Below are 23,764 nucleotides of genomic sequence, written 5' to 3'. Positions count from 1 at the left end.
CGTCTGGCCGGATTTTTCTGTGATCGTATCGACACGATACCGACCGGACACGGTGCCGGGCCGGGGCACCGGTCACTCGCCAACACCTGAGGGACGGAGCATGAGCGTGCGCATCGGCGTGGTGATGGATCCCATCGCCCGGATCAAACCCTACAAGGACACCACCCTGGCGATGCTGCTCGAAGCCCAGCGCCGCGGCTGGGAGATCGCCTACCTGGAACTCGGCGACCTGTGGCTGGACGACGGCGTCGCCCACGGCCACCAGCGCCGGCTCACCGTCCACGACGACAACCACCACTGGTTCGAGCTCGGCGAGGGCCGCGACGCGCCGCTGGCCGAGCTCGACGTGATCCTCATGCGCAAGGACCCGCCGGTGGACTACGAGTTCGTCTACGCCACCCACATCCTGGAGGCGGCGGAGCGCGAGGGTACGCTCGTGATCAACCGCCCGGCGGCGCTGCGCGAGGCGCAGGAGAAACTGTTCGCGACGCACTTCCCGCAGTGCTGCGCACCGACCCTGGTGGACATGCATGCCGAGCGGCTGCGCGCGTTCATCCGCCAGCACGGCCGCGCGGTACTCAAGCCGCTGCACGGCATGGGCGGCGACTCGGTGTTCGTGCTCGACGAGGGCGACCCCAACACCTCGGTGGTGCTGGAGACGCTCTCCGAGCGGGGCACCCGCTATGTCATGGCCCAGCGCTATCTCCCGGAAATCAGCGCCGGCGACAAGCGCATCCTGGTCATCGACGGCGAGCCGGTCCCCTACGCCCTGGCGCGGGTCCCGGCGGCGGGCGAGACCCGCGGCAACCTGGCCGCCGGCGGCCGCGGCGAGGGCGTGGAGCTCACCGAGCGCGACCGCTGGATCGTCGACGAGGTCGCTCCCGCGCTCAAGGCCCGGGGCATCTGGTTCGCCGGCCTGGACGTCATCGGCGAATACCTCACCGAGATCAACCTCACCAGCCCGACCTGCGTGCGCGAGCTCGACCGCTTCTACGGCATGAATATCGCCGGCGAGCTCTTCGACTGGATCGAGGCGCGGCTGCCGCGGTGATGGCGATACGGCGGCAGGCCGCGATCGCGCTGCTCGCCGCGGTGCTCCTGGCGGCCTGCAGCGGCACGGGATCGCCACCACGCAAGGCCCGGCTCTACGCCTTCGGCACGCGGGTGACCATCACCGCCTACGGGCTGGACGGCCCGGGCTTCGACGATGCCGTCGCAGACGCGCGGCGGCACCTGGAGACCTGGCACGGGCGCTGGCACCCCGACCGCGGCGACGGCATCGCCCGGCTCAACCGGCGGCTCGCCGCCGGCGAGGCCGCCACCGTGCCCAGGGACCTGCGCCCCCTGCTGAGCCGCGCGGCGCGGCTGGAACACCGCAGCGGCGGACACTTCAACGCCGGACTCGGCGCCCTGGTCCGGCTCTGGGGCTTCGACGAGGCCACGGACCTGCCCTCCCGGCCACCCCCGGCGGGCGACGTCACGGACCTGGTTCACAAGCATCCGTCGCTGTCCGCACTGAGCCCCGGAGACGGCCGGCTGGAGGCGGGCCACACGGCAGTGCGCATCGATCTCGGCGGCTTTGCCAAAGGGGTGGCTGCCGGGCGCCTGCGCACCCTGTTCCGCGACGCCGGCGCCGATGCGGTTCTGGTCAGCGCCGGCGGCGACATCGCCACGGCCGGCACGCCCGGCGACCGGCCCTGGCGGATCGGCATCCGCTCCCCTCGCGGCGAGGGCCTTATCGCCCGTGTGACGCTGCGCGCCGGCGAGTCCATCTTCACCTCCGGGGACTACGAGCGCTTCTTCGAGTACGACGGCCAGCGCTACCACCACATCATCGACCCCGCCACCGGCCGACCCGCCCGCGGCGTCCGCTCGGTTACCGTCATCGCCGACGACCCCGGGCTGGCCGACGCCGCGGCGACGGCGCTGTTCGTGGCCGGCCCGGGCGACTGGGTCACCACCGCGCGGCGGCTCGGTATCGCCGCCGCGATGCTGATCGACGGCAGGGGCGGCGTGCACCTCACCGACGCCATGGCCAAGCGCATCGAGCTGCAGGGAGACCCGGCACCCGATGTGGTCGAGCGGGTGACGCCATGAGCGTGACCGATGGCGTGATCGTCTGCCTCGCCGTGATCCTGGTGGCCGCACTGCATGCCGGCCTCACGCCATCGACGGCCAACGCCACCCATGCCGAGATCTGGGTGGGCGGTGCCCACCACCGGCGCGTGGCGCTGGAGGGCGAGAGCGAGCTCACCGTCCACGGCGCCCTCGGCGAGACCCGGATCGCCGTGCGCGACGGACGGATCCGCGTGCTCGACTCACCGGGTCGCCGCAAGCTGTGCGTCCACGCGGGCTGGCTCGCGCGCCCGGGGGAGACGGCGGTGTGCCTGCCCAACCGGGTCACGGTGACCGTCGAGGGCGACGGCCCGGGACTGGACGCGGTCAACCAGTGAACGGCGGGACCACGGTCACGGCCACCCGCGCCGACGTGCGCATCGCCTGGCTGGCGGCCCTGGCGACGGCGATCCACGCCCTCGAGGCCCAGCTGCCCTCGCCGGTGCCGGGGATCAAGCCGGGACTGGCCAACGTGATCACGGTCTTCGCGGTGTGCCGCTATGGCTGGCGCGCTGCCGCCTGGGTCGCGGTCCTCCGCGTATTCGCCGCGGGGCTGGTACTCGGCACCTTCCTCTCGCCGGGGTTCCTGCTCAGCGCCGCCGGCGCCACCGCCGCCGTGCTCGGCCTGGGGGTGGGGCGGCTGCTCCCGGGCACACGCGCGATCGGCTACAGCACGCTGGCGGCCTGTGCCCACACCGGCGGCCAGTTCCTGCTCGCCTGGGGGCTGCTGGTGCCGCATCCGGCGCTGCCCTATCTGCTGCCGTGGCTGATGACCGCGGCGCTCGTGTTCGGGCTGGTGAACGGTATAATCGCACGCGCGGTGCTGCAGCGGATACCCGCGGAGGACGGCGGCACGGCAACGCACGGGAACGGCCATGGCGGTGACTGACACGCGCATGCAACGACTGACCCTCGCGGTCCTTCTCTCGGCCGGGGCGCACCTGTTCATACTCCTCGCGGTGGGCTTCACTTGGCAGCCGCCACGCCCTCAGTCGGGACAGCCGATGCTCGATGTCGCCCTGGTCCGCGAGCAACCAAAGGCCGAGCCGCCTCCCGAGAAACCCGAGTTCATCGCCAACGCGGACCGCAGCGGCGGCGGTGAGCAGGCGTCCGCCGGCCCCCGCGAGCCAGTGACACCACAGCCACCCGCGCCGAAACCGCCGGCATCACCACCGCCCGCGCAGCCCACACCGACACCGCAGCCCACGCCGGAGCCGGCGCCGACACCACAGCCGAGCCCCGAGCCCCCGAACAAGCCCGAAGTCGCCGGCAAGGCCAAGGAGAAGGCACCACCGCCCGAGCCCAAGCCCGAGCCGAAACCGGAGAAAACGCCCAAACCCCAGCTCTCCACCACCGATATCCTGCGCAGCAGCCGGGAGGTGGCGGCCAACGAGTCGTTGTCACACGCCCGCTCGCCGGAGGCATCCGACTTTCCGGACAAGCGGCGCATCAGTGCCAGCACCCGGGAGCACGCCGCCGCGGCCTACATGCGGAGCTGGATCGACAAGATAGAGCGCATCGGCAACATGAACTATCCGGAGGAGGCACGGCGGCGCGGGCTCGGCGGCCGGCTGATCCTGGAGGTCACCCTGCGCCCCGACGGCAGCGTGGTGAGCGTGGACGTCCTCGAGCCCTCCCGCTACCCGGTCCTGGATCAGGCGGCACAGCGCATCGTGGACCTCGCTGCCCCTTTCGCGCCGGTACCGGAGCGCGTGCTCAAGGGCAACGACCTGCTGGTGATCACGCGCACCTGGGAGTTCAGCCGGGGACAGAACTTCAGCACCCACTGACGCCGGCCCCGGGGGTTGTGGGGGGCGAGAGCCATGGCGGATACTGTGCAGCCATGGGCAAAGGAAGCGATCTCACCAACCACCTGCTGATCGCCATGCCGAGCCTCGCGGACCCCAATTTCGCGCAGAGTGTCACCTATCTGTGCGAGCACACGGGGGAAGGCGCGCTGGGCATCGTGATCAATCGCCCCTCGGGGATCCGCGTCGGCGACCTCCTCGAGCACCTGGACATCGAGGTCGGCGACGCCGGCATCGCGGACCGGCCCGTATTCGCCGGTGGCCCCGTGCAGCGCGAGCGAGGCTTTGTCCTCCACCACCCGGTGGGGAACTGGGAGGCCAGCCGCGCGATCACCGACAAACTCGCCATCACCACCTCCCGCGACATCCTCGAGGCCATCGCCCGGGGCGAGGGCCCCGCGGAGTGGCTGCTCGCGCTGGGCTACGCGGGCTGGAGTGCCGGACAACTCGAGGAGGAGCTGGCGGAGAACGCCTGGCTCAACGGCCCGGCGACCCCGGAGATCCTTTTCCAGCAACCGCTGGAGGAACGCTGGCGGGCCGCGGCGGCGCTGCTCGGCGTCGACCTGAGCCGGCTCTCCTCCCAGACGGGCCATGCCTGAGCGGGCCCACGAGGGGCACTACCTGGGCTTCGACTTCGGCCTGGCGCGTATCGGCGTGGCCGTGGGCGAGTCGATCACCGGCGGCGCCCGGGGCGTCACCACGCTACAGGCCCAGCAGGGCGCACCGGACTGGGACGAGGTTGCCGCGCTGATCGATCACTGGCGCCCGCTCGCGCTGGTGGTCGGCACACCGCCGCAGCACGCCGACGGCACCGAGTCAGCTGTGGCCCGCGCCGCCGATCGCTTCGCCCGCCGTCTCGCCGGACGCTTCACCGTGCCGGTCCACCGCACCGGCGAGGCGATGACCTCGCAGGCGGCAAGACAGCGCCTGCACGATACCGGGCGCCCCGCACGGGGACGCCAGGACAAGCACCGCATCGACTCGGCCGCGGCGGCGCTGATCCTCGAACACTGGTTCGCCGAGGGAGGAATCGCATGACCCAGCTACCCCCGGCCAGCGAGCTGCTGACCCGGATGCAGTCCGGCATCGGTGAATGCATCGCCGGCATCGATCCGGCCCGGCTGGCGATGGTGGGCATCCACACCGGCGGCGTGTGGCTCGCCGAACGCCTCCACCACGCCCTGGGGATGGATGCCCCACTGGGGCGGCTGGACATCGGTTTCTACCGCGACGACTTCTCGCGTATCGGCATGCATCCGCGGGTCCGCCCCTCGGAGCTGCCCTTCGAGGTGGACGACCGCATCATCGTGCTGGTCGACGACGTCCTCTACACCGGGCGCACCGTGCGCGCGGCGCTCAACGAGCTGTTCGACTACGGCCGCCCCGCCGCCGTGCGCCTGGCGGTGATGGTCGACCGCTGCAGCCGCGAGCTGCCGGTCTGCGCGGACGTCGCCGGCACCCGGATCACCCTTCCCGCCGGCCAGGCCGTACGCCTGTCCGGCCCCGAACCCCTGACCCTGAGCATCGAGCGGCACGACGAATGAGCGCACAGATCGACGACGAGGGGCGGCTGCGCCACTTCCTCACCACCGAGGGGGTGCCGCGGGCGCTGCTGGAGGATATCCTCGACACCGCGGAGTCGTTCACCGGGGTGATCGGCAAGTCCGTTAAGAAGGTCCCGCTGCTGCGCGGGCGCACGGTGATCAACCTGTTCTTCGAGTCGAGCACCCGCACCCGCACGACCTTCGAGCTCGCCGCCAAGCGGCTGTCCGCGGACGTGCTCAACGTCAACGTGGCCACCACCACGACCAAGGGCGAGAGCCTGCTGGACATGCTCCACAACCTGGAGGCGATGCAGGCCGACATGTTCGTGGTGCGTCACAGCGAGAGCGGCACCGCCGACTACATCGCCGACCATCTCGGCGAGGGCGTGGCCGTTCTCAACGCCGGCGACGGGCGCCACGCCCACCCCACCCAGGCGATGCTCGATGCCTTCACCATCCGCCGCCACAAGGGCGCATTCGAACCGCTGCGTGTGGCCATCGTTGGCGACATCCTCCACTCCCGTGTGGCGCGCTCGCAGATCCACGCCCTCAACGGCCTGGGTACCGGCGAGGTCCGCGTGATCGCCCCGCGCACGCTGCTGCCCCGCGACATCGGCGAGCTCGGCGTGCACGTCCACCACGACCTGGACGAGGGCCTGCGCGACGTGGACGTGGTCATCATGCTGCGCCTGCAGCGCGAGCGCATGCAGGGTGCGCTGCTGCCCAGCGAGGAGGAATACTTCGAGCACTACGGGCTGACCGAGGCCCGCCTGGCCGCGGCCAAGCCGGACGCCATCGTCATGCATCCCGGACCGATCAACCGCGGCGTGGAGATCGACAGCGACGTGGCCGACGGCCCGCGCTCGGTGATCCTGGAGCAGGTCACCAACGGCATCGCCGTGCGCATGGCGGTGATGTCCATGGTCATCGGCGCCCGCACCGAGAGTCAGCGGGAGGAGGCGTGATGCGCATACTCATTCGCGGCGGACGCATCATCGACCCCCGCAGCGGCATGGACCGCACCGGCGACCTCGCAGTGAGCGACGGCCACGTCGCCCACTGCGGCGATGTCCCCGACACGTTCGCCGCAGACGAGATCTTCGAGGCCGCCGGCCATATCGTCTGCCCCGGGCTCATCGATCTCGGCGCCCGACTCGGGCGACCGGGCCCGGAGCACCCGGACACCATCGCCGGCGAGGCCCATGCGGCGGCGGCCGGCGGCATCACCACCCTGGTCTGCCCCCCGGACACCGACCCGCTGATCGACGCGCCGCCGGTCGCGGAGCTCATCCACCGCCGAGCCGCCGAGGCCGGCGGCGCCCGCGTGCTGCCGGTGGGCGCGCTCACCCGCGGCCTAGCCGGCGAGCAGCTCGCCGAGATGGCGACCCTGCGCGCCGCCGGCTGTCCGGCGGTGGGCGACGGCGGTCACCCGGTGGCCGACACCCTGGTGCTGCGCCGGGCCCTGGCGTACGCGGCGACCTTCGGCCTGCCGGCGATGATCACGCCGCTGGACCCCTACCTGGGCACGGCGGGCTGCGCCCACGAGGGGGCCGTCGCCACCCGGCTGGGGCTGCCGGGCATCCCCACCGCGGCGGAGACCGCCGGAATCGCCCGCTGCCTCGCCCTCGCCGCGGAGGGCGAGGCGGACGTGCACTTCAGCCACCTCTCCACCGCCGAGGCGCTTACACTACTGCGCCAGGCCCGCGCGGACGGCGCGCGGGTGAGCGCCGACGTCACCCTCGCGCAGCTGTTCTTCACCGAGCAGGACCTCACCGGCTACGACGCGCGCTTCAACCTGCGCCCGCCGCTGCGCACCCTCGCCGACCGCGAGGCACTGCGCCGCGCGGTGGCCACGGGGGACATCGGCGTGATCTGCTCCGGTCATCACCCCCTCGGGGGCGACGCCAAGGACGGGCCCTTCGCCACCACCAGCCCCGGCGCAAGCGGCGTGGATACCTTCCTGCCCCTGCTTCTGAGGCTGGTCGAGACCGAGGTCCTGCCGCTCCCCGAGGCGATCGCACGGGCCACCAGCGGCCCGGCCTCGGTGCTGGGCCTGGATACCGGCACCCTGGCCCCGGGCGCCCCCGCGGACATCTGCGTGTTCGATCCGGACGCCGTGTGGTGGTGCCGGCGCGAGACCCTCCGCAGCCGCGGGCGCAACTCGCCGTTCCTCGGCTGGGAGATGACCGGACGCGTGCGCTACACGCTGGTCGACGGCCGGCTCGTCCACCGCGACGACGCCGCGACGGCATGAGCACCGTCTGCCGAGTCGTCGGCTGCGACCGCGTGGCCGGGGGCTGGTGGTGGCTGCGCCTGACCGGCATCCCGCCGGACGGGGCCGCCCCCGGGCGCTACTGTCGCATCACTCATGACGGCCGCCCGGCCGTACTCCCGCTCAGCCACGCCAGCGCAGAAGAGGACTGGATCGGGGGACTCCTGCCCCCGGGGGCCTTTGCAACGCCGCCGGCCGCTGGCACGCGGGTCACCGCGGATCCGCCCGAGGGAGACGCCCTCGCGACCTCGTACCCCGACCCACCGGTGATCGTCGCGGAGGGGATCGGCGCGGGGCCGGCGCTGGCCCTGGCCGAGCGGTGCGGGCCCGCACCGCGGCTCGTCCTCATCGGCTGCTGGCAGTCGCCGCCCGCCCGGCTGTGCCCGTCACGTTTCCTGACCGCCGGCCTGCCGCCGGAGGCGATCGCCGGGATCGCGCCGCTGGAGGATGCCGGCATACCGGCCCGGGTCGCGAGCCGCGCCGGCGAGCCGGGCTGCTTCGAAGGAGAAGTGATGGAGATGCTGCAGCACTACCTAGCCGGGCTCACGCCGGAGGAGGCGCGTGCCGTCCCGCTGGCCGCCTGTCTGCCGGCGGGAACGCTCGCCACGGAGGTGGACGGCCTGCGCGGTGTGCTGGCCGGCGTCGAGCTCGCCCGCCTGCCGCCGGGGGACGGGCAATAGCCGCGGCGACGGTTACTCGTCCTTGAGGGTCATGCTCTCCGCGGCCTCCTCCATCTTGCCTCGGCTGCCCTCGTCGCCGAGCTTGATCATCAGCCGCACCTCGTTCTGCGAGTCGGCGTGGCGGAGTGCTTCCTCGTAGGAGATCATGCCGTCGCGGTAGAGCCGGTAGAGGTTCTGGTCGAAGGTCTGCATCCCCATCTCGGTGGAGCGCTTCATGATCTCCTTGAGCTCGTGGACCTCGCCCTCGTGGATCTTGTCCTGCACCAGCGGCGAGCCGATCAGCACCTCGACGGCGGGCACCCGGCCCTGGCCGTCCGGCGTGGGGATGAGCTGCTGGGCGATGATCGAGCGCAGGTTGAGCGACAGGTCGGTGAAGAGCTGGTCCCGGCGGTCCGCCGGGAAGAAGTTGATGATCCGGTCCAGCGCCTGGTTGGCGTTATTGGCGTGGAGCGTGGCCAGGCACAGGTGCCCCGTCTCGGCGAAGGCGATGGCGTAGTCCATGGTCTCGCGGGAACGGATCTCGCCGATGAGGATCACGTCCGGCGCCTGGCGCAGGGTGTTCTTCAATGCCACCTCGAAGGAGTCCGTGTCGAGCCCCACCTCGCGCTGCGTGACGATGCAGTTGTTGTGCGAGTGGATGTACTCGATGGGGTCCTCGATGGTGATGATATGGCCCGTGGAGTGCTCGTTACGGTAGCCGAGCATTGCCGCCAGCGAGGTCGATTTGCCCGTGCCGGTGCCGCCGACGAAGATGATCAGCCCGCGCTTGGTCAGGGACAGGTCATTGAGGATCGGCGGCAGGCGCAGCTGCTCCACCGTGGGGATCTCCGTCTCGATGCGGCGCAGCACCATCCCCGGCTGGTTGCGCTGGAAGAACGCGCTGACACGGAAGCGCCCGAGCCCGCGGGCACTGATGGCAAAGTTGCACTCGTGGTTCGCCTCGAACTCGCTGCGCTGGCGGTCGGTCATCACCGACAGCACCACCTGGCGCGCCTGGTCCGGGGAGAGCTTGGTCTTGGTGACGGGCATGATCCGCCCGGAGATCTTCATGCTCGGCGCGAGTCCCGCCGTGATGAACAGATCCGAGGCCTTTTTCTGGACCATCAGCTCCAGCAGCGAGTTGAAATCCATCCCGATTCACCCTCTGTCTCGTTGCAATGGTGCCGCGCGGTCTGCCGGCGCGGCGTGCCTCAGGAGATGCTCTCCTTGGCACTCGCGTGGGTCCTCGCCTCCTGGCGCGAGATCTGGCCGCTGGCCACGAGCCGCTGCAGACACTGGTCCAGGGTCTGCATTCCGGATCCCTGACCGGTCTGAATGGCGGAGTACATCTGCGCGATCTTGTCCTCGCGGATCAGGTTCCGGATCGCCGGCGTGCCGATCATGATCTCATGGGCCGCGATACGTCCGCCGCCGGTCTTCTTGAGCAGACTCTGGGAGATCACCGCGCGCAGCGACTCGGAGAGCATCGAGCGCACCATCGCCTTCTCCGCACCGGGGAAGACGTCGACGATACGGTCGATGGTCTTGGCCGCGGAGCTGGTGTGCAGCGTGCCGAGCACCAGGTGGCCGGTCTCCGCGGCGGTGAGCGCCAGGCGGATGGTCTCCAGGTCGCGCAGCTCGCCGACCAGGATCACGTCCGGGTCCTCGCGCAGCGCCGAGCGCAGCGCCTCCGAGAAGCCCAGGGTATCGCGGTGGACCTCGCGCTGGTTGACGATGCACTTCTTCGAATCGTGGACGAACTCGATCGGGTCCTCGATGGTGAGGATGTGCTCGTGGAAGTTCTCGTTACGGTAATCCACCAGCGAGGCGAGCGTCGTGGACTTGCCGGAGCCCGTGGGCCCGGTCACCAGCACCAGCCCCCGCGGGCTGTCGGCGATGGTCTTGAAGACCTCGGGGGCACCGAGGTCATCCAGGGTGAGCACCGTCGAGGGGATGGTCCGGAATACCGCCCCGGCACCGCGGTTGTGGTTGAACGCATTGACGCGGAACCGGGCCAGCGACTTGATTTCGAAGGAGAAATCCGTTTCCAGGTACTCCTCGAAATCACGCCGCTGCTTGTCGTTCATGATGTCGTAGATGAGGCCGTGAACCTCCTGGTGCTCCATCGGCGGGAGGTTGATTCGACGCACATCACCGTCAACACGTATCATTGGCGGCAGGCCCGCGGAGAGGTGCAGATCGGAGGCGTTATTCTTAACGCCGAAGGCGAGCAGGTCTGCGATGTCCATCCATCCCCCTTGGACTGGCGATTCCCGTGGTCTCGGGTCAAGCATCCGGCAGTTGAACTAAAAGCTACAGATCGGCTGGATAACAGGCAACATGCACACCATCGCTGATCGGCTCGACAACCTGCGTGAACGCGTTCGCGCTGCGGAGATCGGCTGCGGGCGCGAGCCGGGCAGCGTCTCCATCCTCGCAGTGAGCAAGACCCAGCCGGTGGAGGCCATCCGCGAAGCGGCGGCGGCCGGCCAGCGGGCCTTCGGCGAGAACTATCTCCAGGAGGCCCACGAGAAGATCGACGCCCTCGCCGGACTGGGGCTGGAGTGGCACTTCATCGGCCCGCTGCAGTCGAACAAGACCCGCGCGGTCGCCGAGTCCTTCGACATGGTCCACACCATCGAGCGGCTGAAGATCGCCCGCCGGCTCTCCGGGCAGCGGCCGGATCACCTCCCGCCGCTCGCCTGCTGCATCCAGGTGAACGTGAGCGGCGAGCCGAGCAAGTCCGGCGTCGCACCGGCGGACGTGCCCGCGCTCGCCCGCGAGGTCGCCGCGCTGCCGCGGCTCGCGCTGCGCGGACTGATGGCCCTGCCGGCCCCCGAGGCCGACCCGGAGGCCCAGCGCCGCCCCTTCGCCCGGCTGCGGGGGCTGCTAGAGGACCTCCGCGGCGAGGGCCTGTCACTGGACACACTGTCCATGGGGATGTCCGCGGACATGGAGGCGGCCATCGCCGAGGGTGCGACCGTCGTGCGCATCGGCACCGCGCTGTTCGGTCCGCGCCGGTATCCCCATGGTGGCTGACCACGGTCATGGAGATGAACCTATGAACGAGCACACGATCGCGTTTATCGGCGGCGGCAACATGGCCCGCAGCCTGATCGGCGGCCTCGTCGCCGACGGCTATCCGGCGGCCCGTATCCGCGTGGCCGATCCCAGCGAGGAGCGCCGCGACGAGCTCGCCGGCCGTTTCGGCGTCACTGTCACCGGCGACAATGCCGAGGCCGTCGACGGCGCGGACGCGGTGGTCCTCGCGGTGAAGCCCCAGGTGATCAGGGACGTCGCCGAATCCCTCGGCGGGCAGCTGCGGGCCCAGCACACCCTGACCATCTCGATCGCCGCCGGCGTGCGCGAGGCGGATCTCAGCCGCTGGCTCGGCGGCCGCGTGGCCGTGGTGCGGGCCATGCCCAACACCCCGGCACTGGTCCAGACCGGCGCCACCGCGCTGTACGCCAACGAGCACGTGACCGAGCACGGCCGCAACCTCGCGGAATCGCTGCTGCGCGCGGTGGGCGTGACCGAGTGGCTCTCCGACGAGGCGCTGATGGACGCAGTCACCGCCATTTCCGGCAGCGGCCCCGCGTACTTCTTCCTGCTCATGGAGATGATGGAGGACGCGGGCACCGAGCTCGGCCTGCCCCGGGAAAAGGCCCGGCTGCTCACCCTTGAGACGGCCCTCGGCGCGGCGCGGATGGCGCTGGAGAGCGAGGAGACGCCGGCGCGGCTGCGCGAGCGCGTCACCTCGCCCAACGGCGTCACCCACGCGGTGGTCACGGCACTGGAGGACGGCGACGTGCGCACGCTCTACCGCAAGGCGCTGGAAGCAGGCGCGGCGCGGGCACGGGAACTCGGTGACCAGCTGGGAGAACAGTAATGGGCGGCTATGTCGCGAACCCGCTCGCGTTCCTGGTCCACACCCTGTTCAGCCTCTACATACTGGCGGTGATGCTGCGCTTCCTCCTGCAGTGGACGCGGGCGGACTTCTTCAACCCGATCTCGCAGTTCCTGGTGCGCGTCACCCAGCCGGTGCTGCGCCCGCTACGCCGGGTCATCCCCGGCATGGCCGGCCTGGACCTTTCCGCAGTGGTGCTGATGGTATTGCTCCAGGCGGTGTCACTGGCGCTGGTGATGCTCATCTACGGGGTGATGCCGCGGGCCGGCTACATCCTCGTGCGCACCCCCGCGGAGCTGCTCTCGCTGCTGTTCAATCTCTATTTCATCGCCATCATCGCCCAGGCGATCCTCTCCTGGGTGATCCAGCCGGGTCAGTACCACCCGGCACAGACCCTGCTCTACAGCCTCACCGAACCGGTGCTGCGGCCGATACGCCAGCTCGTGCCCCTGATCGGCGGCATCGACCTGTCACCGCTGGTGGCGCTGATCCTGCTCCAGGTGCTGAAGATGCTGGTGATGCAGCCGCTCAACCACATCGCCCCGCCGCTGTTCTGATGGCACGCGGGGCAATGCATGCCCCGCCCGATGCTGCCGCCAGCCGTCCGGGCGCCAGCAATCCAGGGGACACCGCGACGCGGCCGGTCGGGCACCTCAATGCCGCCCGAAGGGGGCACGAGACCAGCCTCTGGATTTCTGCCGCCCAGACTCCTAGTATCGGCGAGCATTGTCCCGGATAGCAGCGAGCCCATGCCGAAGACCATTCCGTCCGACTCCGTCGGCCTGGTGGCGCCACGCCACGCACGTTTCGACGAACCGCTGGCACTGGAATGCGGGCGCGAGCTGCCCGGCTTCGAGCTTGTCTACGAGACCTACGGCACACTGAACGCGGACGCCAGCAACGCCGTACTGATCTGCCACGCCCTTTCGGGCACCCACCACGCCGCCGGCTACCATACCCTCGAGGACAGCAAACCCGGCTGGTGGGAGGCGATCATCGGACCGGGCAAGCCCGTGGACACCAACCGGTTCTTCGTGGTGTGCAGCAACAACCTCGGCGGCTGTCACGGCTCCACCGGCCCGGCGACGGTCAACCCGGCCACCGGCGAGCCCTGGGGGCCGGACTTCCCGATGGTTACCGTCCACGACTGGGTCGCCAGCCAGGCACGGCTCGCCGATCACCTGGGCGTCCATCGCTGGGCGGCGGTGGTGGGCGGCAGCCTCGGCGGCATGCAGGCCCTGCAGTGGGCCATCGACTACCCCGACCGGCTGGCCAACGCGGTGACTGTTGCCGCCGCACCCCGCCTGTCGGCGCAGAACATCGGCTTCAACGAGGTCGCCCGCCAGGCCATCCGGGGTGATCCGGACTACCACGAGGGGCGCTACCAGGCCATGGGCACCGTGCCCCGCCGCGGGCTGATGCTCGCGCGCATGCTCGGACACATCACCTACCTGTCCGACGAGGCGATGCACGAGAAGTTCGGCCGCGACCTGCGTGAGGGCAAGCCCGACTACGACTTCCACTACGGCGTGGAGTTCGAGGTCGAAAGCTACCTGCGCTACCAGGGGCGTGCGTTCATCAACCGTTTCGACGCCAACACGTACCTGCTCATGACCAAGGCGCTCGACTACTTCGATCCGGCGGCCGCCCACGGCGGGGATCTCGCCCGGGCGCTCGCCGGTGTGCAGGCACGCTTCCTGGTGCTGGCGTTCACCAGCGACTGGCGCTTCCCGCCGGCGCGCTCGCTGGAGATCGTGCGCGCGCTGCTCGACGGCAACAAGGACGTCAGCTACTCCGAGATCGAGGCGGACCACGGCCACGACGCCTTCCTCATGCCTATCCCGCAGTACCGCGACGTCTTCGCCGGCTACATGGGCCGCATCGCCCGGGAGATCGGGGCATGAACGCGCTGCGAAACGACCTCCAGCTGGTTGCCGACTGGATCGCCCCCGACAGCCGCGTGCTCGACCTCGGCTGCGGCGACGGCTCGTTGCTCGCGCGCCTGGCCGCCACCCGGGGGGTGACGGGCTACGGCCTGGAGATCGACCCGGAGAAGATCACCCACTGCGTCGAGCGCGGCGTCAACGTCATCCAGCGCGACCTCGACCGCGGCCTCTCTGACTTCGACGCGGACTCCTTCGACTACGTCGTCATGACCCAGACGCTGCAGTCGGTGCGCCGCCCCGACCGCCTCCTCGAGGAGATGCTGCGGGTCGGCCGGGAGGGGATCGTTACCTTTCCCAACTTCGGCCACTGGCGACTGCGCGGCTACCTCGGCTTCTTCGGCCGCATGCCCATGAGCGGTGCGCTGAGCTACACGTGGTACGACACCCCGAACATCCACCTGTGCACGCTCCACGACTTCGAGGCGCTGTGCACGGAACGGCACATCGACATCATCGAGCGCAGCACTCTCTCCCACGATCTGCGCCGCCCGCGCCTGGCCGGGGTGATGCCCAACCTCCTCGCGGAGATCGCGCTGTACCGCTTCCGCCGCGCCGGCTGAGAACCGGCCGTGCGATAGGCAGCGCGACGCGGGCGCGTATAATTCGGGGCAGGACGAACACGGAGGAGTCCCGTCATGAAGCTGCTGCGCCCCATTCTTGCCGCGGCACTCGCCCTGACCTGCGCCACCGCCCAGGCACAGCGCAGCGAGCGCTTCGGCGACTACGAGATCCACTACAACGCCATCCCCACGGCAATGCTCGCCCCCGAGGTCGCCCGCGCCTATGACGTCGCCCGCAGCCGCGGCCGGGCCCTGGTGACCGTCACCGTCCTCCGCGACGGCCGCTCGGTGCCCGCAAGGATGACGGGTAACGCCATCAACGACGCCGGCCAGCCCCAGGGCCTGAGTCTCCGGGAGGTGCGCGAGGGCGGGGGCATCTACTACATCGCCACGGCCCGGATCGACCCGCCGGACCGCTTGCGGGTAGAGTTGGATATCCGGCCCCGGGACACCACGGACGTGAGCTACACGCTCAGCTTCGAGCAGTCCTTCTTCCCCGAGGAATGACAACGGCCGCACCCCGTGGCCCCGCCAAGGAGAGCGCCATGAGCCAGACCTGGCTGATCACCCACCCGTCGTGCCTTGAGCACGACACCGGCCCGGGCCACCCGGAGAGCGCCCAGCGTCTGCGCGCCATCCTGCGCGCGCTGGAGGCAGACGAGTTCGCCGGCCTGGAACGCCGCGAGGCCGCCCCGGCGACCCGGGAGCAGATCGAGCGCGTGCACGATGCGGACTACGTCGCCGCCACCCTGGACGCCATCCCGGCGGAGGGGCGGCGCAGCCTCGACGGCGACACCGTGGTCAGCGCCGGCAGCGGCGAGGCCGCCCTCCACGCCGCCGGGGCCGGCTGCCAGGCGGTGGACGCAGTGCTCGCAGGCGAGGCGAGGCGGGTGTTCTGCGCCGTCCGCCCCCCGGGGCACCACGCCGAGCCGGCCCAGGCGATGGGCTTCTGCCTGTTCAACAACATCGCCGTCGCCGCGGCCCATGCGCGGGCGGCCCACGGCCTACAGCGCGTCGCGGTCGTGGACTTCGACGTCCATCACGGCAACGGCACCCAGACCATGCTCGCCGGTCGCGACGGGTTCATGTACGCGTCCACCCACCAGCGTCCGCTGTTCCCGGGCACCGGTCGGCGCCAGGACAACCGCGAGAACGCGCTCTACAACATCCCGCTGATCGAGGGCTGCGACTCGGAACTCTTCCGCGAGCACTTCCACAACGAGATCATCTCCGCGATCATGCGCTTCGAGCCCGATATCCTGCTGGTCTCGGCGGGATTCGACGCCCACGGGCTCGATCCGCTGGCGGGGCTGGAACTCTGCGAGGCGGACTTCCACTGGGCAACCGAGGAGCTGACCTCGGTGGCCGACTACACCTGCGGCGGTCGACTGGTGTCCATGCTCGAGGGCGGCTATCACCTCGACGCCCTCGCCTCGAGCACGGCAGCGCACGTCGCCGCACTCCTGGGGCTGCGCTACGACGCCTGCACCCGCGCCGAGCCGGTCGCCTAGCCGTTTATTCCCCGCACTCCCGGGACGGCGGGGTCGCCAGGTCCACGGAGAGGTCGCTGAACTCGAGCCAGGCCAGCCGCGGCATCCCACGCACCGGCGCGCCACCGGGGAGGCACGGGACCATGGACTGCCGGGTGGCGAAAACCAGCCCGTTCACGCCCTCGAGGGCTTCCATCACCTGGGCCACACGCATCGCCCGTCCCCAGGCGACCGGCGCGTATTCCGCGCGCACCAGTGCCCCCTTGGCATCCGCGTAGAGGCGCTGCTCCGGCGCCGGCACCGGCAGGTCGCCGGGCAGCGTCACGTCCAGCCAGTCGCCCTGGTCATGCCCCTCCGTCGCGCTGACCCCGGACCGGCAGAGCATCATCGGCAGCAACAACGCCTGCCAGAGGCTTATGCCCAGCACGAACAGGAGGTCCAGGTTGTCCCAGACCATCCAGTGGCGCAGCGAGCGGGTGACGGTGCCAGGGGCGCCACGGTCGCCGACGAGGCGGCCGTCGCGCTCCTGCACCCAGACCCGGCTCGGCTCGAACACGCCCACGCGATCCTCGCGCTCGAAGGGCGCGATGGTCACGCGGAAGCGGGCGGGCTCGACGACGATGTCCGCCTCTCGCAGCGGGCGCGGCTGCATGTGGGCGAGGAACATCGATCCGCCGCCGTCCGCGGTCACCGCCACGCGTGCCAGGCTGCGCCAGCGGGACTCGCCCCCGTGGGCACGGAGGATACGCTCATGTAGGTCCTGCATGATCCCTTGTGACCTCCCCCGGTGTCCCCTGCCGTCGACACGGCCGCACTTGGAAGGTAGCACGAATCGGCACCACGCCCCCGGCCGACACCGGGCGCGGCGGCACCGCGTACCTGTACAATGCCCGGATACCGGCTCACGGCCCGGGCAACGGAGAGGACCATGGCGCGAAAACCCGAGACCCTGCAAGCGAAGACGGTGGCACGCTCACGGCTGTTCCGCGTCGAGCAGCTCGACCTGCGCTTCAACAACGGCACCGAGGTCGCCTTCGAACGTCTGGCCACGGGGATGGGGGGCGCCGTGCTGGTGGTCGCCGTCACCGGCGCCGAAGAACTGGTCCTGATCCGGGAGTACGCCGCCGGCACCGACCGCTACGAGCTCGGCCTGCCCAAGGGGCGCGTCGAGCCCGGCGAGGACCCGCTCGCCGCGGCAAACCGGGAGCTGCGCGAGGAGACCGGCTTCGGCGCCCGCCGCCTGGAGCCCCTCCACGAGCTCACCCTGGCACCCGGCTACATGGCACACAGCACCGAGATCATCCTCGCCCGGGACCTCTACGAGGCCCCGCTGCCCGGCGACGAGCCCGAGCCCATCGAGGTCGTGCCCTGGCCCATCGCCGAGCTCGACGAGCTACTCACCCAGCCCGACCTGACCGAGGCGCGCAGCATTGCGGCCATCTTCCTGGCCCTCAACCGGCTGCGCGGCGAAGACTGAGGAGAACCGCCAGTGACCCCTGACAGCGCCACCCGCGAGCGCCTCGCCGAGGCCGTGCTCACCCTCTGCCGCGAGGCCGGCGAGCGCATCCTGCGCGTCTACGCGCGGGACTTCGACGTCACCAGCAAGGATGACGACTCGCCGCTCACCGAGGCGGACCGTGCCGCCCACGAGCACCTCGCCGCTGCCCTGCCCGAACTCGAGCCGGCCCTGCCCGTTCTCTCCGAGGAAGGCGGCGACATCGCGTTCGAGACCCGGCGCGGCTGGTCGGCGTACTGGCTGGTGGACCCCTTGGACGGCACCAAGGAGTTCATCAAGAAGAACGGCGAGTTCACCGTCAACGTCGCGCTCATCGCCGACGGCCGACCGGTGCTGGGCGTGGTCCACGCGCCGGTGCTCGAGCGCAGCTGGCTCGGCATCGAGGGGAGCGGCGCCTTCCGCGAGGACGAGCACGGGCGCCGGGCGGTGCATACCCGCCGGGCCGGGTCCGGCCCCTGGACCGCGGTGGTGAGCCGCTCCCACCGCGGCGAGCAGGTGGACGCCCTGCTCGAGCGCCTGCCCGGCTTCGAGACCACCTCCATGGGCAGCTCGCTGAAGTTCTGCCTGGTCGCCGAGGGCAGCGCCGATCTCTATCCCCGCTTCGGGCCCACCTCGGAGTGGGACACCGGCGCGGCACAGTGCGTGGTCGAGGCAGCGGGCGGCGCGGTCCTGCGTCTCGATGCCACGCCCCTCGGCTACAACCGCAAGGCCTCGCTACTCAACCCGGACTTCGTCGCCGTCGGCGACACGGCGGTGGACTGGGCGACGCTGTTCGACGGCTTCGCCGTCAACGAGCGCTAGCCCATGACGTGATAGCCGGCGTCCACGTGCACCACCTCGCCGGTGACCGTGCGGGCACGGTCGCCGACGAGATAGGCGGCCAGGGCGCCGACGTCCTCCGGGTCGGCGAGCCGGCCCTCGGGGGTACGCGAGACCGTGCGTTCCAGGAGTTCGTCGAAGCGGTCGATCCCCGAGGCCGCCCGCGTGCGCAGCGGCCCCGGCGAGAGCGCGTTCACCCGGATACCGCCGTCGCCGAGCTCGGCGGCGAGGTAGCGCACGCTCGCCTCCAGCGCCGCCTTCACCGGGCCCATGAGGTTGTAGTGGGCCACTACCTTCTCCGCGCCGTAGAAGCTCACCGTGAGCAGGCTGCCGCCCCCGGTCATCAGCGGCTCGGCGAGCCGGGCCATGCGGATGAAGGAGTGGCAGGAGACATCCATGGCCTCCATGAACCCCTCGCGGGAACAGTCGGTCACCCGGCCGTGAAGGTCCTCCCGGGGCGCGAAGGCGATGGAGTGAATGAGGAAGTCCAGCCCGCCCCAGTGCGAGGCCACCGCCTCGAACACCCGCTCGAGCTGGTTCGGCTCGCGCACGTCGCAGGGCAGCAGGCGCTCCGCCTCGACCGCCTCCCCGCAGGGCGCGACGTGGGGATACGCCCGGTCATTGAGGTAGGTCAGGATCTGGCGGGCGCCGAGCTGGTGACACGCCCTCGCGCAGGCATAGGCAATGGACGACTCGTTGGCCACACCCACCAAGAGCCCGCGCTTGCCTTCGAGTGAAAACGGTTGGTTCATTACGCCCCCCCGGGGCTGTTCTGGTCACTGGATATCGCTGCGCGACGGGGTCTTGAGGACCGCCTCACCGGAGAGCACCGGCCGCTCGCCGACGCGCACGCGCGTCTCCAGGGTCACGAAGCCGCGGTCGCGCTCGACGGACAGGACCTCGACCTCCGCGGTGGCCGTGTCCCCGGGGTAGACCGGTGCGCGGAAACGCATCGACTGGCTGACGTAGATCGACCCGGGGCCGGGCAGTCGCGTGCCGAGCACCGCGGAAACCAGCCCGGCGGTGAGCATGCCGTGGGCGATGCGCCCACCGAATGGGGTCTGGCCGGCGTACTCGGCGTCCACGTGCAGCGGGTTGAAATCCCCCGTCACGCCGGCGAAAAGCCCGATGTCCGCCTCCGTGACGGTCTTGCGCAGCCGCGCGGTCATCCCCTCGCTCAGGTCTTCAAGGCAGTGGCCGTCCATCGATCCCCCGTGTTGGTCATCGTCCGGGCCTGCAGCGTATGCGGCCCCCGTCGCCGGCGGGCACCGCGACCCACCGGCAATGTTGCGCCCCGTCAATCGGCGCCTTCGCGCAGCAGCCGCATGGGCGAGCTGCGCTGATAGCGGCGGGCGGCCAGGCCGCCCGCCGCCCAGACCGTGATCACCCCCACCGCCGCACCCACAACGAGGGTCAGCGGACGGAACGGGTACTCCAGCCCGAACAGGCCCTCGGCGACGAACACGCCGGCACCCGTGGCCACGCCGCCGGCGATCAGGCCGGCCACGCCACCGAGCAGCCAGAACTCGTAGCGCGCGAGCCGCCGCACCCGCCGCCCGCTGGCGCCGAGGGCGCGCAGCAGCGCGCCCTCGAAACGACGCTGCTCGCCGGTGATCTGCAACGCGGCGAGCAGCACCAGCACCCCCGCGGCGAGAGTGAGCAGCGACATCAGTTCCACCACGCTGCTGCCCTGGTCCATGATCGAGCGCACCGTGCGCAGGATGGAGGTGACGTCTATCGCGGTCACGCTGGGGTAGTCACGGATGATATCCACGATCACGCCCTCGCGGGTGTCCGGCAGATGAAAGCTCGTCAGCCAGGTCGCCGGCAGCCCATCCAGGGTGCCCGGGGAGGCGACCACGAAGAAGTTCACGCGGAAGCTCTCCCAGTCCACCTCCCGCAGGCTCGTCACCCGCGCGCTCACCCGTCGCCCGGCGATGTCGAAGGTCAGACGGTCACCCAGGGCGATGCCGTAGCGCTCAGCGAAGCCGGTCTCCACCGACAGTTCGCCAGGGTCACCCGCCGCCCCCCACCACTCGCCGGCGACCACCTCGTTGCCCTGCTGGGGCTCGGCCGACCAGGTGAGGTTGAACTCCCGCCGGCCCCGGCGCCGACCCACGTCATCGTCCGCGGGCACGTCCTCGGCCTCCGCGACGGGATCGCCATTGAGCGCCACCAGCCGGCCCCGGACCATGGGTGCGAACGCGGCGTCGATCCCGGCCTGGGCCAGGCGCTCGCGCACGCCGACGCGCTCGTCCGCCTGGATGTTGATCAGGAACTGGTTCGCCGCGTCGTCAGGGATCCGGTCACGCCAGGCATCGAGGAGGTCGTTGCGGACCACGGCGAGGAGGAACAGCGCCATCAGCCCCGTGCCCACGCCGACGATCTGCACCACCGCCGTCCATGGGCGCCGGGTGAAACCGCTAAGCCACAGCAGCCGCCCGCCGCGGCGGCGCACCAGCGCACGCACAGCGGCAATGCTCGCTCGCGCCGCCACCGCGAGCAGGCCGACGGCGACGGCGAGCGCTGCGATCACGTAGGCGGCGAGGCGCCACTCCCCGGCCTGCCAGCCCATGAGCGCGAAGACCACCACCGCGGCCACGGCCACCGGCACGCCGGCACGCAGCAGGCCCGCCGCGGCCTCGCGCCGTAGCACCCGCATCGGCGGGACATCCCGCAACCGCAGCAGCGTGGGCAGGGCAAAGCCGAACAGCGCCGCCGCGGCGGTGAGCCAGCCCACCACCAGCGGCCGCCAACCGGGTGGCGGGATGTCACGGTCGATGAGATCCGCCACCAGCGACAGCATTCCGGCGTGCACCACGAAGCCCAGGGCCGCGCCAACGGCACCGGCGAACAGGGCCAGCCAGAACAGCCGGGCGACGAACAGGGTCGTCAACCGTCGGCGCCGCGCCCCCACGGCACGCATCACCGCGACCGCGAGCACCTGGCGTTCGGCGTAGTGACGGACGGTCAGCAGCACCGCCACGCCGGCGACGACCACCGTGAGCAGCGCCCCCAGGCCCAGGAAACGGCGGGCCCGGTCGACCACCTCGCCGATCCCGCGACCCTGGCCCTCGGGGGTCTCGATCTCCACCGCGTTGCCCTGCTCCGCGACGAGGGCGTCGGTGAACGCAGCCGCCGCCGCGGGGGTGCCGGCCACCAGCAACTTGTAACGCACGCGGCTGCCCGGCCCGATGAGACCGGTCCCCTCCAGGTCCGCGTAGGGCATGAGCACCCGCGGGGCAAGGCTGTTGAAGAAGCTCCCGCGATCCGGCTCCAGGGTGATCACCCCGGCGATGCGGAACTCCCCCTGCCCGAGGGCCAGGCGGTCACCGACGGACAGCCCCAGCAGGCGCAGCAGCCGCGGGGCAACCCAGACCGACCCCGGCGCCGGTGTCTTCGTGGTCGCCCGCTCGGCCCCGTCGAGTCCGTCACTCACACGCAGTTCCCCGCGCAGGGGGTAGCCCGGCGTGACCGCCTTCACCGAGACGAGCTGGGTACGTTCGCCGGCGACGACGACGCTGGGGAACTCGGCAGTGCGCGCGGTGGCGAGGCCGTGCTCCGAGCGGGCGCGGCGCAGCCAGCCGTCGGGAATGGGCTCAGGGCGCTCCACCGCCCGGTCCGCGGCGAGCAGGTCCGCCGCCCGCGCCTCCGTGGCGGCGCCGACGCGCTCCGCGAGCCACGACACCGAGGTCACCGCGGCCACCGCGACCACCACCGCCAGCGCGAGCAGCCGCAGCTCGCCGCCGCGCCAGTCCCGCCACAGCCAGCGCAGCGCCAGGATCACGCCGCCACCTCTTCGCGCAGCCCCGTCTCCTCCACGTGGATGATCCGCCCGCAACGCCCGGCCAGTGCCGGGTCATGGGTGACCAGCACGAGGGTGGTGCCATTATCGCGGTTGAGCGCGAACATGGCGTCGATGATGTGCTCGCCGGTATGCCGGTCCAGGTTGCCGGTGGGCTCGTCGGCGAACAGCACCCGCGGGTCGTCGACGAACGCCCGTGCCAGCGCCACCCGCTGTTGCTCGCCGCCCGAGAGCTGGGCCGGATAGTGGCTGGCGCGGCCGGTGAGCCCGACCCGCTCCAGGGCGTCGGCAGCGCGCCCGCGCACGCCGCCGCTCCCGGCCAGCTCGCCGGGGAGCATGACGTTCTCCAGCGCGGTCATCCCCGGGAGCAGGTGGAAGGCCTGGAACACGAAGCCGACCCGACCCGCCCGCACGGCGGCGCGGTCGTCCTCGCCCAGGCGGGAGAGGTCGTGGCCATCGAGCAGCACCCGCCCCTCGCTGGGCTGGTCCAGACCGGCAAGCAGCCCCAGCAGGGTGGACTTGCCGGAGCCGGAGGCGCCGAGCACGGCCACGGCCTCGCCATGGCGGATGTTAAGATTCACGTCGCTGAACAGCGTGATCGTGCCTTCCGGCGAGCGGAAGCGCATGCCCAGGCCCTCGGCGACCAGCACGCAGCCATCGGGATTGGCCGTCATGATCCGCAGACTCCTTCTCGCGATGATGCTCCTCGCCGCCGCGCCCGCCGCAGCGGCACAGACGACGATACTCGTCGTGGGCGACAGCCTGAGCGCCGCCTATGGCCTGGATCCGGCGGACGGCTGGGTCGCGCTGCTGCGCGAGCGCCTCGCCGCCCGCGGGTTCGACACCGAGGTGGTCAACGCCAGCATCAGCGGCGACACCACCCGCGGCGGCCGCGCCCGGCTGCCGGACGCACTCCGCGCCCATGAACCCGACGTGGTGATCATCGAGCTCGGCGGCAATGATGGCCTGCGCGGCCTGCCCCTCGCCGAGACCCGGCGCAACCTCGAGACAATGGTCGGGAACGCGCGCCAGGCCGGTGCCCGGGTGCTCCTCGTCGGGGTGCGCCTGCCGTCCAACTATGGCGCGGCGTTCATCGAGCGATTCCAGCAGGTTTTCCATGAAGTGGCCAGCGGCGCGGACGTGCCGCTGGTGCCGAAGCTGCTCGCCGGGGTCGGCGAGCACCCGGAGCTCATGCAGGCGGACGGGATTCACCCCAACGCCCGGGCGCAGCCGCGGCTGCTCGACAACGTCTGGCCCGAGCTCTCGCCACTGCTCGGGGCGGGCGCCGCCGGCGAGGGCGGACCCGACGGCTCGGGCTAGGAG

28 protein-coding genes are annotated in these 23,764 nt (G+C 71.1%); 21 read left to right on the top strand and 7 right to left on the bottom strand.

Going from position 1 to position 23,764, the window contains the following annotated elements; translation table 11 throughout:
* The first annotated feature begins 100 nt into the window (after positions 1 to 100).
* The 11 genes from gshB to C516_RS20565 are packed head-to-tail and all read left to right on the top strand — an operon-like array spanning position 101 to position 8,419.
* Positions 101 to 1,051 (top strand): glutathione synthase, encoded by a 951-nt coding sequence (gene gshB, locus C516_RS0112490; protein WP_018718737.1) that lies wholly within the window; start codon positions 101 to 103, stop codon positions 1,049 to 1,051.
* A complete protein-coding gene (locus C516_RS0112485) occupies positions 1,051 to 2,097 on the top strand; it encodes an FAD:protein FMN transferase (RefSeq protein WP_018718736.1) in 1,047 nt (348 codons plus the stop codon). The genes gshB and C516_RS0112485 overlap by 1 nt, the downstream gene beginning before the upstream one ends.
* Positions 2,094 to 2,453 (top strand): NusG domain II-containing protein, encoded by a 360-nt coding sequence (locus tag C516_RS0112480; RefSeq protein WP_018718735.1) that lies wholly within the window; start codon positions 2,094 to 2,096, stop codon positions 2,451 to 2,453. The genes C516_RS0112485 and C516_RS0112480 overlap by 4 nt, the downstream gene beginning before the upstream one ends.
* Positions 2,450 to 3,004 carry a Gx transporter family protein gene (locus C516_RS0112475; protein WP_018718734.1) on the top strand — a complete coding sequence of 185 codons (555 nt, stop codon included), beginning with the start codon at positions 2,450 to 2,452 and terminating at the stop codon, positions 3,002 to 3,004. Before C516_RS0112480 ends, C516_RS0112475 begins: the two co-directional genes overlap by 4 nt.
* Entirely contained in the window at positions 2,991 to 3,905 is a 915-nt protein-coding gene (locus C516_RS21620) for an energy transducer TonB (protein WP_156831230.1), read from the top strand. Before C516_RS0112475 ends, C516_RS21620 begins: the two co-directional genes overlap by 14 nt.
* 53 nt (positions 3,906 to 3,958) lie before the next feature.
* Positions 3,959 to 4,522 (top strand): YqgE/AlgH family protein, encoded by a 564-nt coding sequence (locus tag C516_RS0112465; RefSeq protein ID WP_018718732.1) that lies wholly within the window; start codon positions 3,959 to 3,961, stop codon positions 4,520 to 4,522.
* Positions 4,515 to 4,961, top strand: a complete 447-nt coding sequence (gene ruvX / locus C516_RS0112460) for a Holliday junction resolvase RuvX (protein WP_018718731.1) — start codon at positions 4,515 to 4,517, stop codon at positions 4,959 to 4,961. The genes C516_RS0112465 and ruvX overlap by 8 nt, the downstream gene beginning before the upstream one ends.
* Positions 4,958 to 5,467 carry a bifunctional pyr operon transcriptional regulator/uracil phosphoribosyltransferase PyrR gene (pyrR, locus tag C516_RS0112455; protein ID WP_018718730.1) on the top strand — a complete coding sequence of 170 codons (510 nt, stop codon included), beginning with the start codon at positions 4,958 to 4,960 and terminating at the stop codon, positions 5,465 to 5,467. Before ruvX ends, pyrR begins: the two co-directional genes overlap by 4 nt.
* Complete coding sequence (locus tag C516_RS0112450; RefSeq protein WP_018718729.1) at positions 5,464 to 6,432, top strand: aspartate carbamoyltransferase catalytic subunit; 969 nt, start codon at positions 5,464 to 5,466, stop codon at positions 6,430 to 6,432. Before pyrR ends, C516_RS0112450 begins: the two co-directional genes overlap by 4 nt.
* A complete protein-coding gene (locus C516_RS0112445) occupies positions 6,432 to 7,721 on the top strand; it encodes a dihydroorotase (RefSeq protein ID WP_018718728.1) in 1,290 nt (429 codons plus the stop codon). The genes C516_RS0112450 and C516_RS0112445 overlap by 1 nt, the downstream gene beginning before the upstream one ends.
* A complete protein-coding gene (locus C516_RS20565; protein WP_018718727.1) occupies positions 7,718 to 8,419 on the top strand; it encodes a hypothetical protein in 702 nt (233 codons plus the stop codon). Before C516_RS0112445 ends, C516_RS20565 begins: the two co-directional genes overlap by 4 nt.
* Before the next feature lie 12 nt (positions 8,420 to 8,431).
* Here C516_RS20565 and C516_RS0112435 read toward each other — a convergent pair whose 3' ends face one another.
* Together C516_RS0112435 and C516_RS0112430 are read right to left on the bottom strand one after the other, a co-directional pair.
* On the bottom strand, positions 8,432 to 9,550 hold the full coding sequence (locus C516_RS0112435; RefSeq protein ID WP_018718726.1) for a PilT/PilU family type 4a pilus ATPase: 1,119 nt from the start codon (positions 9,548 to 9,550) through the stop codon (positions 8,432 to 8,434).
* Between the two features lie 59 nt (positions 9,551 to 9,609).
* Positions 9,610 to 10,647, bottom strand: a complete 1,038-nt coding sequence (locus C516_RS0112430) for a type IV pilus twitching motility protein PilT (RefSeq protein ID WP_018718725.1) — start codon at positions 10,645 to 10,647, stop codon at positions 9,610 to 9,612.
* Positions 10,648 to 10,738: 91 nt separating this feature from the next.
* Between C516_RS0112430 and C516_RS0112425 the strand changes: the two genes are divergently transcribed.
* From C516_RS0112425 to C516_RS0112395, 7 genes are all read left to right on the top strand, one after another.
* The gene (locus tag C516_RS0112425) at positions 10,739 to 11,437 is read left to right on the top strand and encodes a YggS family pyridoxal phosphate-dependent enzyme (RefSeq protein ID WP_018718724.1); all 699 of its coding nucleotides are present in this window, start codon (positions 10,739 to 10,741) and stop codon (positions 11,435 to 11,437) included.
* Between the two features lie 22 nt (positions 11,438 to 11,459).
* Entirely contained in the window at positions 11,460 to 12,287 is an 828-nt protein-coding gene (proC, locus tag C516_RS0112420; RefSeq protein ID WP_018718723.1) for a pyrroline-5-carboxylate reductase, read from the top strand.
* Positions 12,287 to 12,862: a YggT family protein gene (locus tag C516_RS0112415; protein WP_018718722.1), complete on the top strand. Its 576-nt coding sequence runs from the start codon at positions 12,287 to 12,289 to the stop codon at positions 12,860 to 12,862. The genes proC and C516_RS0112415 overlap by 1 nt, the downstream gene beginning before the upstream one ends.
* A gap of 192 nt (positions 12,863 to 13,054) precedes the next feature.
* Positions 13,055 to 14,209 carry a homoserine O-succinyltransferase MetX gene (gene metX / locus C516_RS0112410; protein WP_018718721.1) on the top strand — a complete coding sequence of 385 codons (1,155 nt, stop codon included), beginning with the start codon at positions 13,055 to 13,057 and terminating at the stop codon, positions 14,207 to 14,209.
* Positions 14,206 to 14,811 (top strand): methionine biosynthesis protein MetW, encoded by a 606-nt coding sequence (metW, locus tag C516_RS0112405; RefSeq protein WP_018718720.1) that lies wholly within the window; start codon positions 14,206 to 14,208, stop codon positions 14,809 to 14,811. The genes metX and metW overlap by 4 nt, the downstream gene beginning before the upstream one ends.
* A gap of 75 nt (positions 14,812 to 14,886) precedes the next feature.
* The gene (locus tag C516_RS19455; RefSeq protein ID WP_018718719.1) at positions 14,887 to 15,318 is read left to right on the top strand and encodes a DUF4426 domain-containing protein; all 432 of its coding nucleotides are present in this window, start codon (positions 14,887 to 14,889) and stop codon (positions 15,316 to 15,318) included.
* 38 nt (positions 15,319 to 15,356) lie between these two features.
* Complete coding sequence (locus C516_RS0112395; protein WP_018718718.1) at positions 15,357 to 16,322, top strand: histone deacetylase family protein; 966 nt, start codon at positions 15,357 to 15,359, stop codon at positions 16,320 to 16,322.
* A 4-nt stretch (positions 16,323 to 16,326) separates the two neighbouring features.
* Here the strand turns inward: C516_RS0112395 and C516_RS0112390 are convergent, their stop codons facing one another.
* Complete coding sequence (locus tag C516_RS0112390) at positions 16,327 to 17,067, bottom strand: hypothetical protein (protein WP_018718717.1); 741 nt, start codon at positions 17,065 to 17,067, stop codon at positions 16,327 to 16,329.
* 162 nt (positions 17,068 to 17,229) lie between these two features.
* Between C516_RS0112390 and nudE the strand changes: the two genes are divergently transcribed.
* Together nudE and cysQ are read left to right on the top strand one after the other, a co-directional pair.
* A complete protein-coding gene (gene nudE / locus C516_RS0112385; RefSeq protein WP_018718716.1) occupies positions 17,230 to 17,778 on the top strand; it encodes an ADP compounds hydrolase NudE in 549 nt (182 codons plus the stop codon).
* A gap of 12 nt (positions 17,779 to 17,790) precedes the next feature.
* Positions 17,791 to 18,618 carry a 3'(2'),5'-bisphosphate nucleotidase CysQ gene (cysQ, locus tag C516_RS0112380; protein WP_018718715.1) on the top strand — a complete coding sequence of 276 codons (828 nt, stop codon included), beginning with the start codon at positions 17,791 to 17,793 and terminating at the stop codon, positions 18,616 to 18,618.
* Here the strand turns inward: cysQ and fabI are convergent.
* The 4 genes from fabI to C516_RS0112360 all read right to left on the bottom strand — a co-directional run bounded on the left by fabI (position 18,615) and on the right by C516_RS0112360 (position 23,115).
* The gene (gene fabI / locus C516_RS0112375; protein ID WP_018718714.1) at positions 18,615 to 19,388 is read right to left on the bottom strand and encodes an enoyl-ACP reductase FabI; all 774 of its coding nucleotides are present in this window, start codon (positions 19,386 to 19,388) and stop codon (positions 18,615 to 18,617) included. The genes cysQ and fabI overlap by 4 nt on opposite strands.
* A gap of 24 nt (positions 19,389 to 19,412) precedes the next feature.
* Positions 19,413 to 19,841, bottom strand: a complete 429-nt coding sequence (locus C516_RS0112370; RefSeq protein ID WP_026321156.1) for a MaoC family dehydratase — start codon at positions 19,839 to 19,841, stop codon at positions 19,413 to 19,415.
* Positions 19,842 to 19,933: 92 nt separating this feature from the next.
* Positions 19,934 to 22,423 (bottom strand): ABC transporter permease, encoded by a 2,490-nt coding sequence (locus tag C516_RS0112365; protein ID WP_018718712.1) that lies wholly within the window; start codon positions 22,421 to 22,423, stop codon positions 19,934 to 19,936.
* A complete protein-coding gene (locus tag C516_RS0112360) occupies positions 22,420 to 23,115 on the bottom strand; it encodes an ABC transporter ATP-binding protein (RefSeq protein ID WP_018718711.1) in 696 nt (231 codons plus the stop codon). Before C516_RS0112360 ends, C516_RS0112365 begins: the two co-directional genes overlap by 4 nt.
* Here C516_RS0112360 and C516_RS0112355 point away from each other — a divergent pair.
* On the top strand, positions 23,114 to 23,761 hold the full coding sequence (locus tag C516_RS0112355; protein WP_018718710.1) for an arylesterase: 648 nt from the start codon (positions 23,114 to 23,116) through the stop codon (positions 23,759 to 23,761). The genes C516_RS0112360 and C516_RS0112355 overlap by 2 nt on opposite strands.
* Positions 23,762 to 23,764: the final 3 nt, after the last annotated feature.

It is taken from the genome of Arhodomonas aquaeolei DSM 8974 (assembly GCF_000374645.1).
Taxonomy (GTDB): Bacteria; Pseudomonadota; Gammaproteobacteria; order Nitrococcales; family Nitrococcaceae; genus Arhodomonas; species Arhodomonas aquaeolei.
Note: the sequence above shows the minus strand (reverse complement) of the source record. Positions and strands in the feature narration are given on the sequence as shown.

What these genes read in the sequence shown, in the direction of transcription:
- C516_RS0112425 (WP_018718724.1), top strand. Translation starts at nt 10,739, where the DNA reads ATGCACACCATCGCTGATCGGCTCGACAACCTGCGTGAACGCGTTCGC.
- C516_RS0112370 (WP_026321156.1), bottom strand. Translation starts at nt 19,841, where the DNA reads ATGGACGGCCACTGCCTTGAAGACCTGAGCGAGGGGATGACCGCGCGG.
- C516_RS0112435 (WP_018718726.1), bottom strand. Translation starts at nt 9,550, where the DNA reads ATGGATTTCAACTCGCTGCTGGAGCTGATGGTCCAGAAAAAGGCCTCG.
- ruvX (WP_018718731.1), top strand. Translation starts at nt 4,515, where the DNA reads ATGCCTGAGCGGGCCCACGAGGGGCACTACCTGGGCTTCGACTTCGGC.
- C516_RS0112395 (WP_018718718.1), top strand. Translation starts at nt 15,357, where the DNA reads ATGAGCCAGACCTGGCTGATCACCCACCCGTCGTGCCTTGAGCACGAC.
- C516_RS0112445 (WP_018718728.1), top strand. Translation starts at nt 6,432, where the DNA reads ATGCGCATACTCATTCGCGGCGGACGCATCATCGACCCCCGCAGCGGC.
- C516_RS0112390 (WP_018718717.1), bottom strand. Translation starts at nt 17,067, where the DNA reads ATGCAGGACCTACATGAGCGTATCCTCCGTGCCCACGGGGGCGAGTCC.
- C516_RS0112360 (WP_018718711.1), bottom strand. Translation starts at nt 23,115, where the DNA reads ATGACGGCCAATCCCGATGGCTGCGTGCTGGTCGCCGAGGGCCTGGGC.
- C516_RS0112355 (WP_018718710.1), top strand. Translation starts at nt 23,114, where the DNA reads ATGATCCGCAGACTCCTTCTCGCGATGATGCTCCTCGCCGCCGCGCCC.
- C516_RS21620 (WP_156831230.1), top strand. Translation starts at nt 2,991, where the DNA reads ATGGCGGTGACTGACACGCGCATGCAACGACTGACCCTCGCGGTCCTT.
- fabI (WP_018718714.1), bottom strand. Translation starts at nt 19,388, where the DNA reads ATGAACCAACCGTTTTCACTCGAAGGCAAGCGCGGGCTCTTGGTGGGT.
- C516_RS0112485 (WP_018718736.1), top strand. Translation starts at nt 1,051, where the DNA reads ATGGCGATACGGCGGCAGGCCGCGATCGCGCTGCTCGCCGCGGTGCTC.
- metW (WP_018718720.1), top strand. Translation starts at nt 14,206, where the DNA reads ATGAACGCGCTGCGAAACGACCTCCAGCTGGTTGCCGACTGGATCGCC.
- C516_RS19455 (WP_018718719.1), top strand. Translation starts at nt 14,887, where the DNA reads ATGAAGCTGCTGCGCCCCATTCTTGCCGCGGCACTCGCCCTGACCTGC.
- proC (WP_018718723.1), top strand. Translation starts at nt 11,460, where the DNA reads ATGAACGAGCACACGATCGCGTTTATCGGCGGCGGCAACATGGCCCGC.
- C516_RS0112415 (WP_018718722.1), top strand. Translation starts at nt 12,287, where the DNA reads ATGGGCGGCTATGTCGCGAACCCGCTCGCGTTCCTGGTCCACACCCTG.
- pyrR (WP_018718730.1), top strand. Translation starts at nt 4,958, where the DNA reads ATGACCCAGCTACCCCCGGCCAGCGAGCTGCTGACCCGGATGCAGTCC.
- nudE (WP_018718716.1), top strand. Translation starts at nt 17,230, where the DNA reads ATGGCGCGAAAACCCGAGACCCTGCAAGCGAAGACGGTGGCACGCTCA.
- C516_RS0112465 (WP_018718732.1), top strand. Translation starts at nt 3,959, where the DNA reads ATGGGCAAAGGAAGCGATCTCACCAACCACCTGCTGATCGCCATGCCG.
- C516_RS0112430 (WP_018718725.1), bottom strand. Translation starts at nt 10,647, where the DNA reads ATGGACATCGCAGACCTGCTCGCCTTCGGCGTTAAGAATAACGCCTCC.
- metX (WP_018718721.1), top strand. Translation starts at nt 13,055, where the DNA reads ATGCCGAAGACCATTCCGTCCGACTCCGTCGGCCTGGTGGCGCCACGC.
- C516_RS0112450 (WP_018718729.1), top strand. Translation starts at nt 5,464, where the DNA reads ATGAGCGCACAGATCGACGACGAGGGGCGGCTGCGCCACTTCCTCACC.
- C516_RS20565 (WP_018718727.1), top strand. Translation starts at nt 7,718, where the DNA reads ATGAGCACCGTCTGCCGAGTCGTCGGCTGCGACCGCGTGGCCGGGGGC.
- C516_RS0112480 (WP_018718735.1), top strand. Translation starts at nt 2,094, where the DNA reads ATGAGCGTGACCGATGGCGTGATCGTCTGCCTCGCCGTGATCCTGGTG.
- gshB (WP_018718737.1), top strand. Translation starts at nt 101, where the DNA reads ATGAGCGTGCGCATCGGCGTGGTGATGGATCCCATCGCCCGGATCAAA.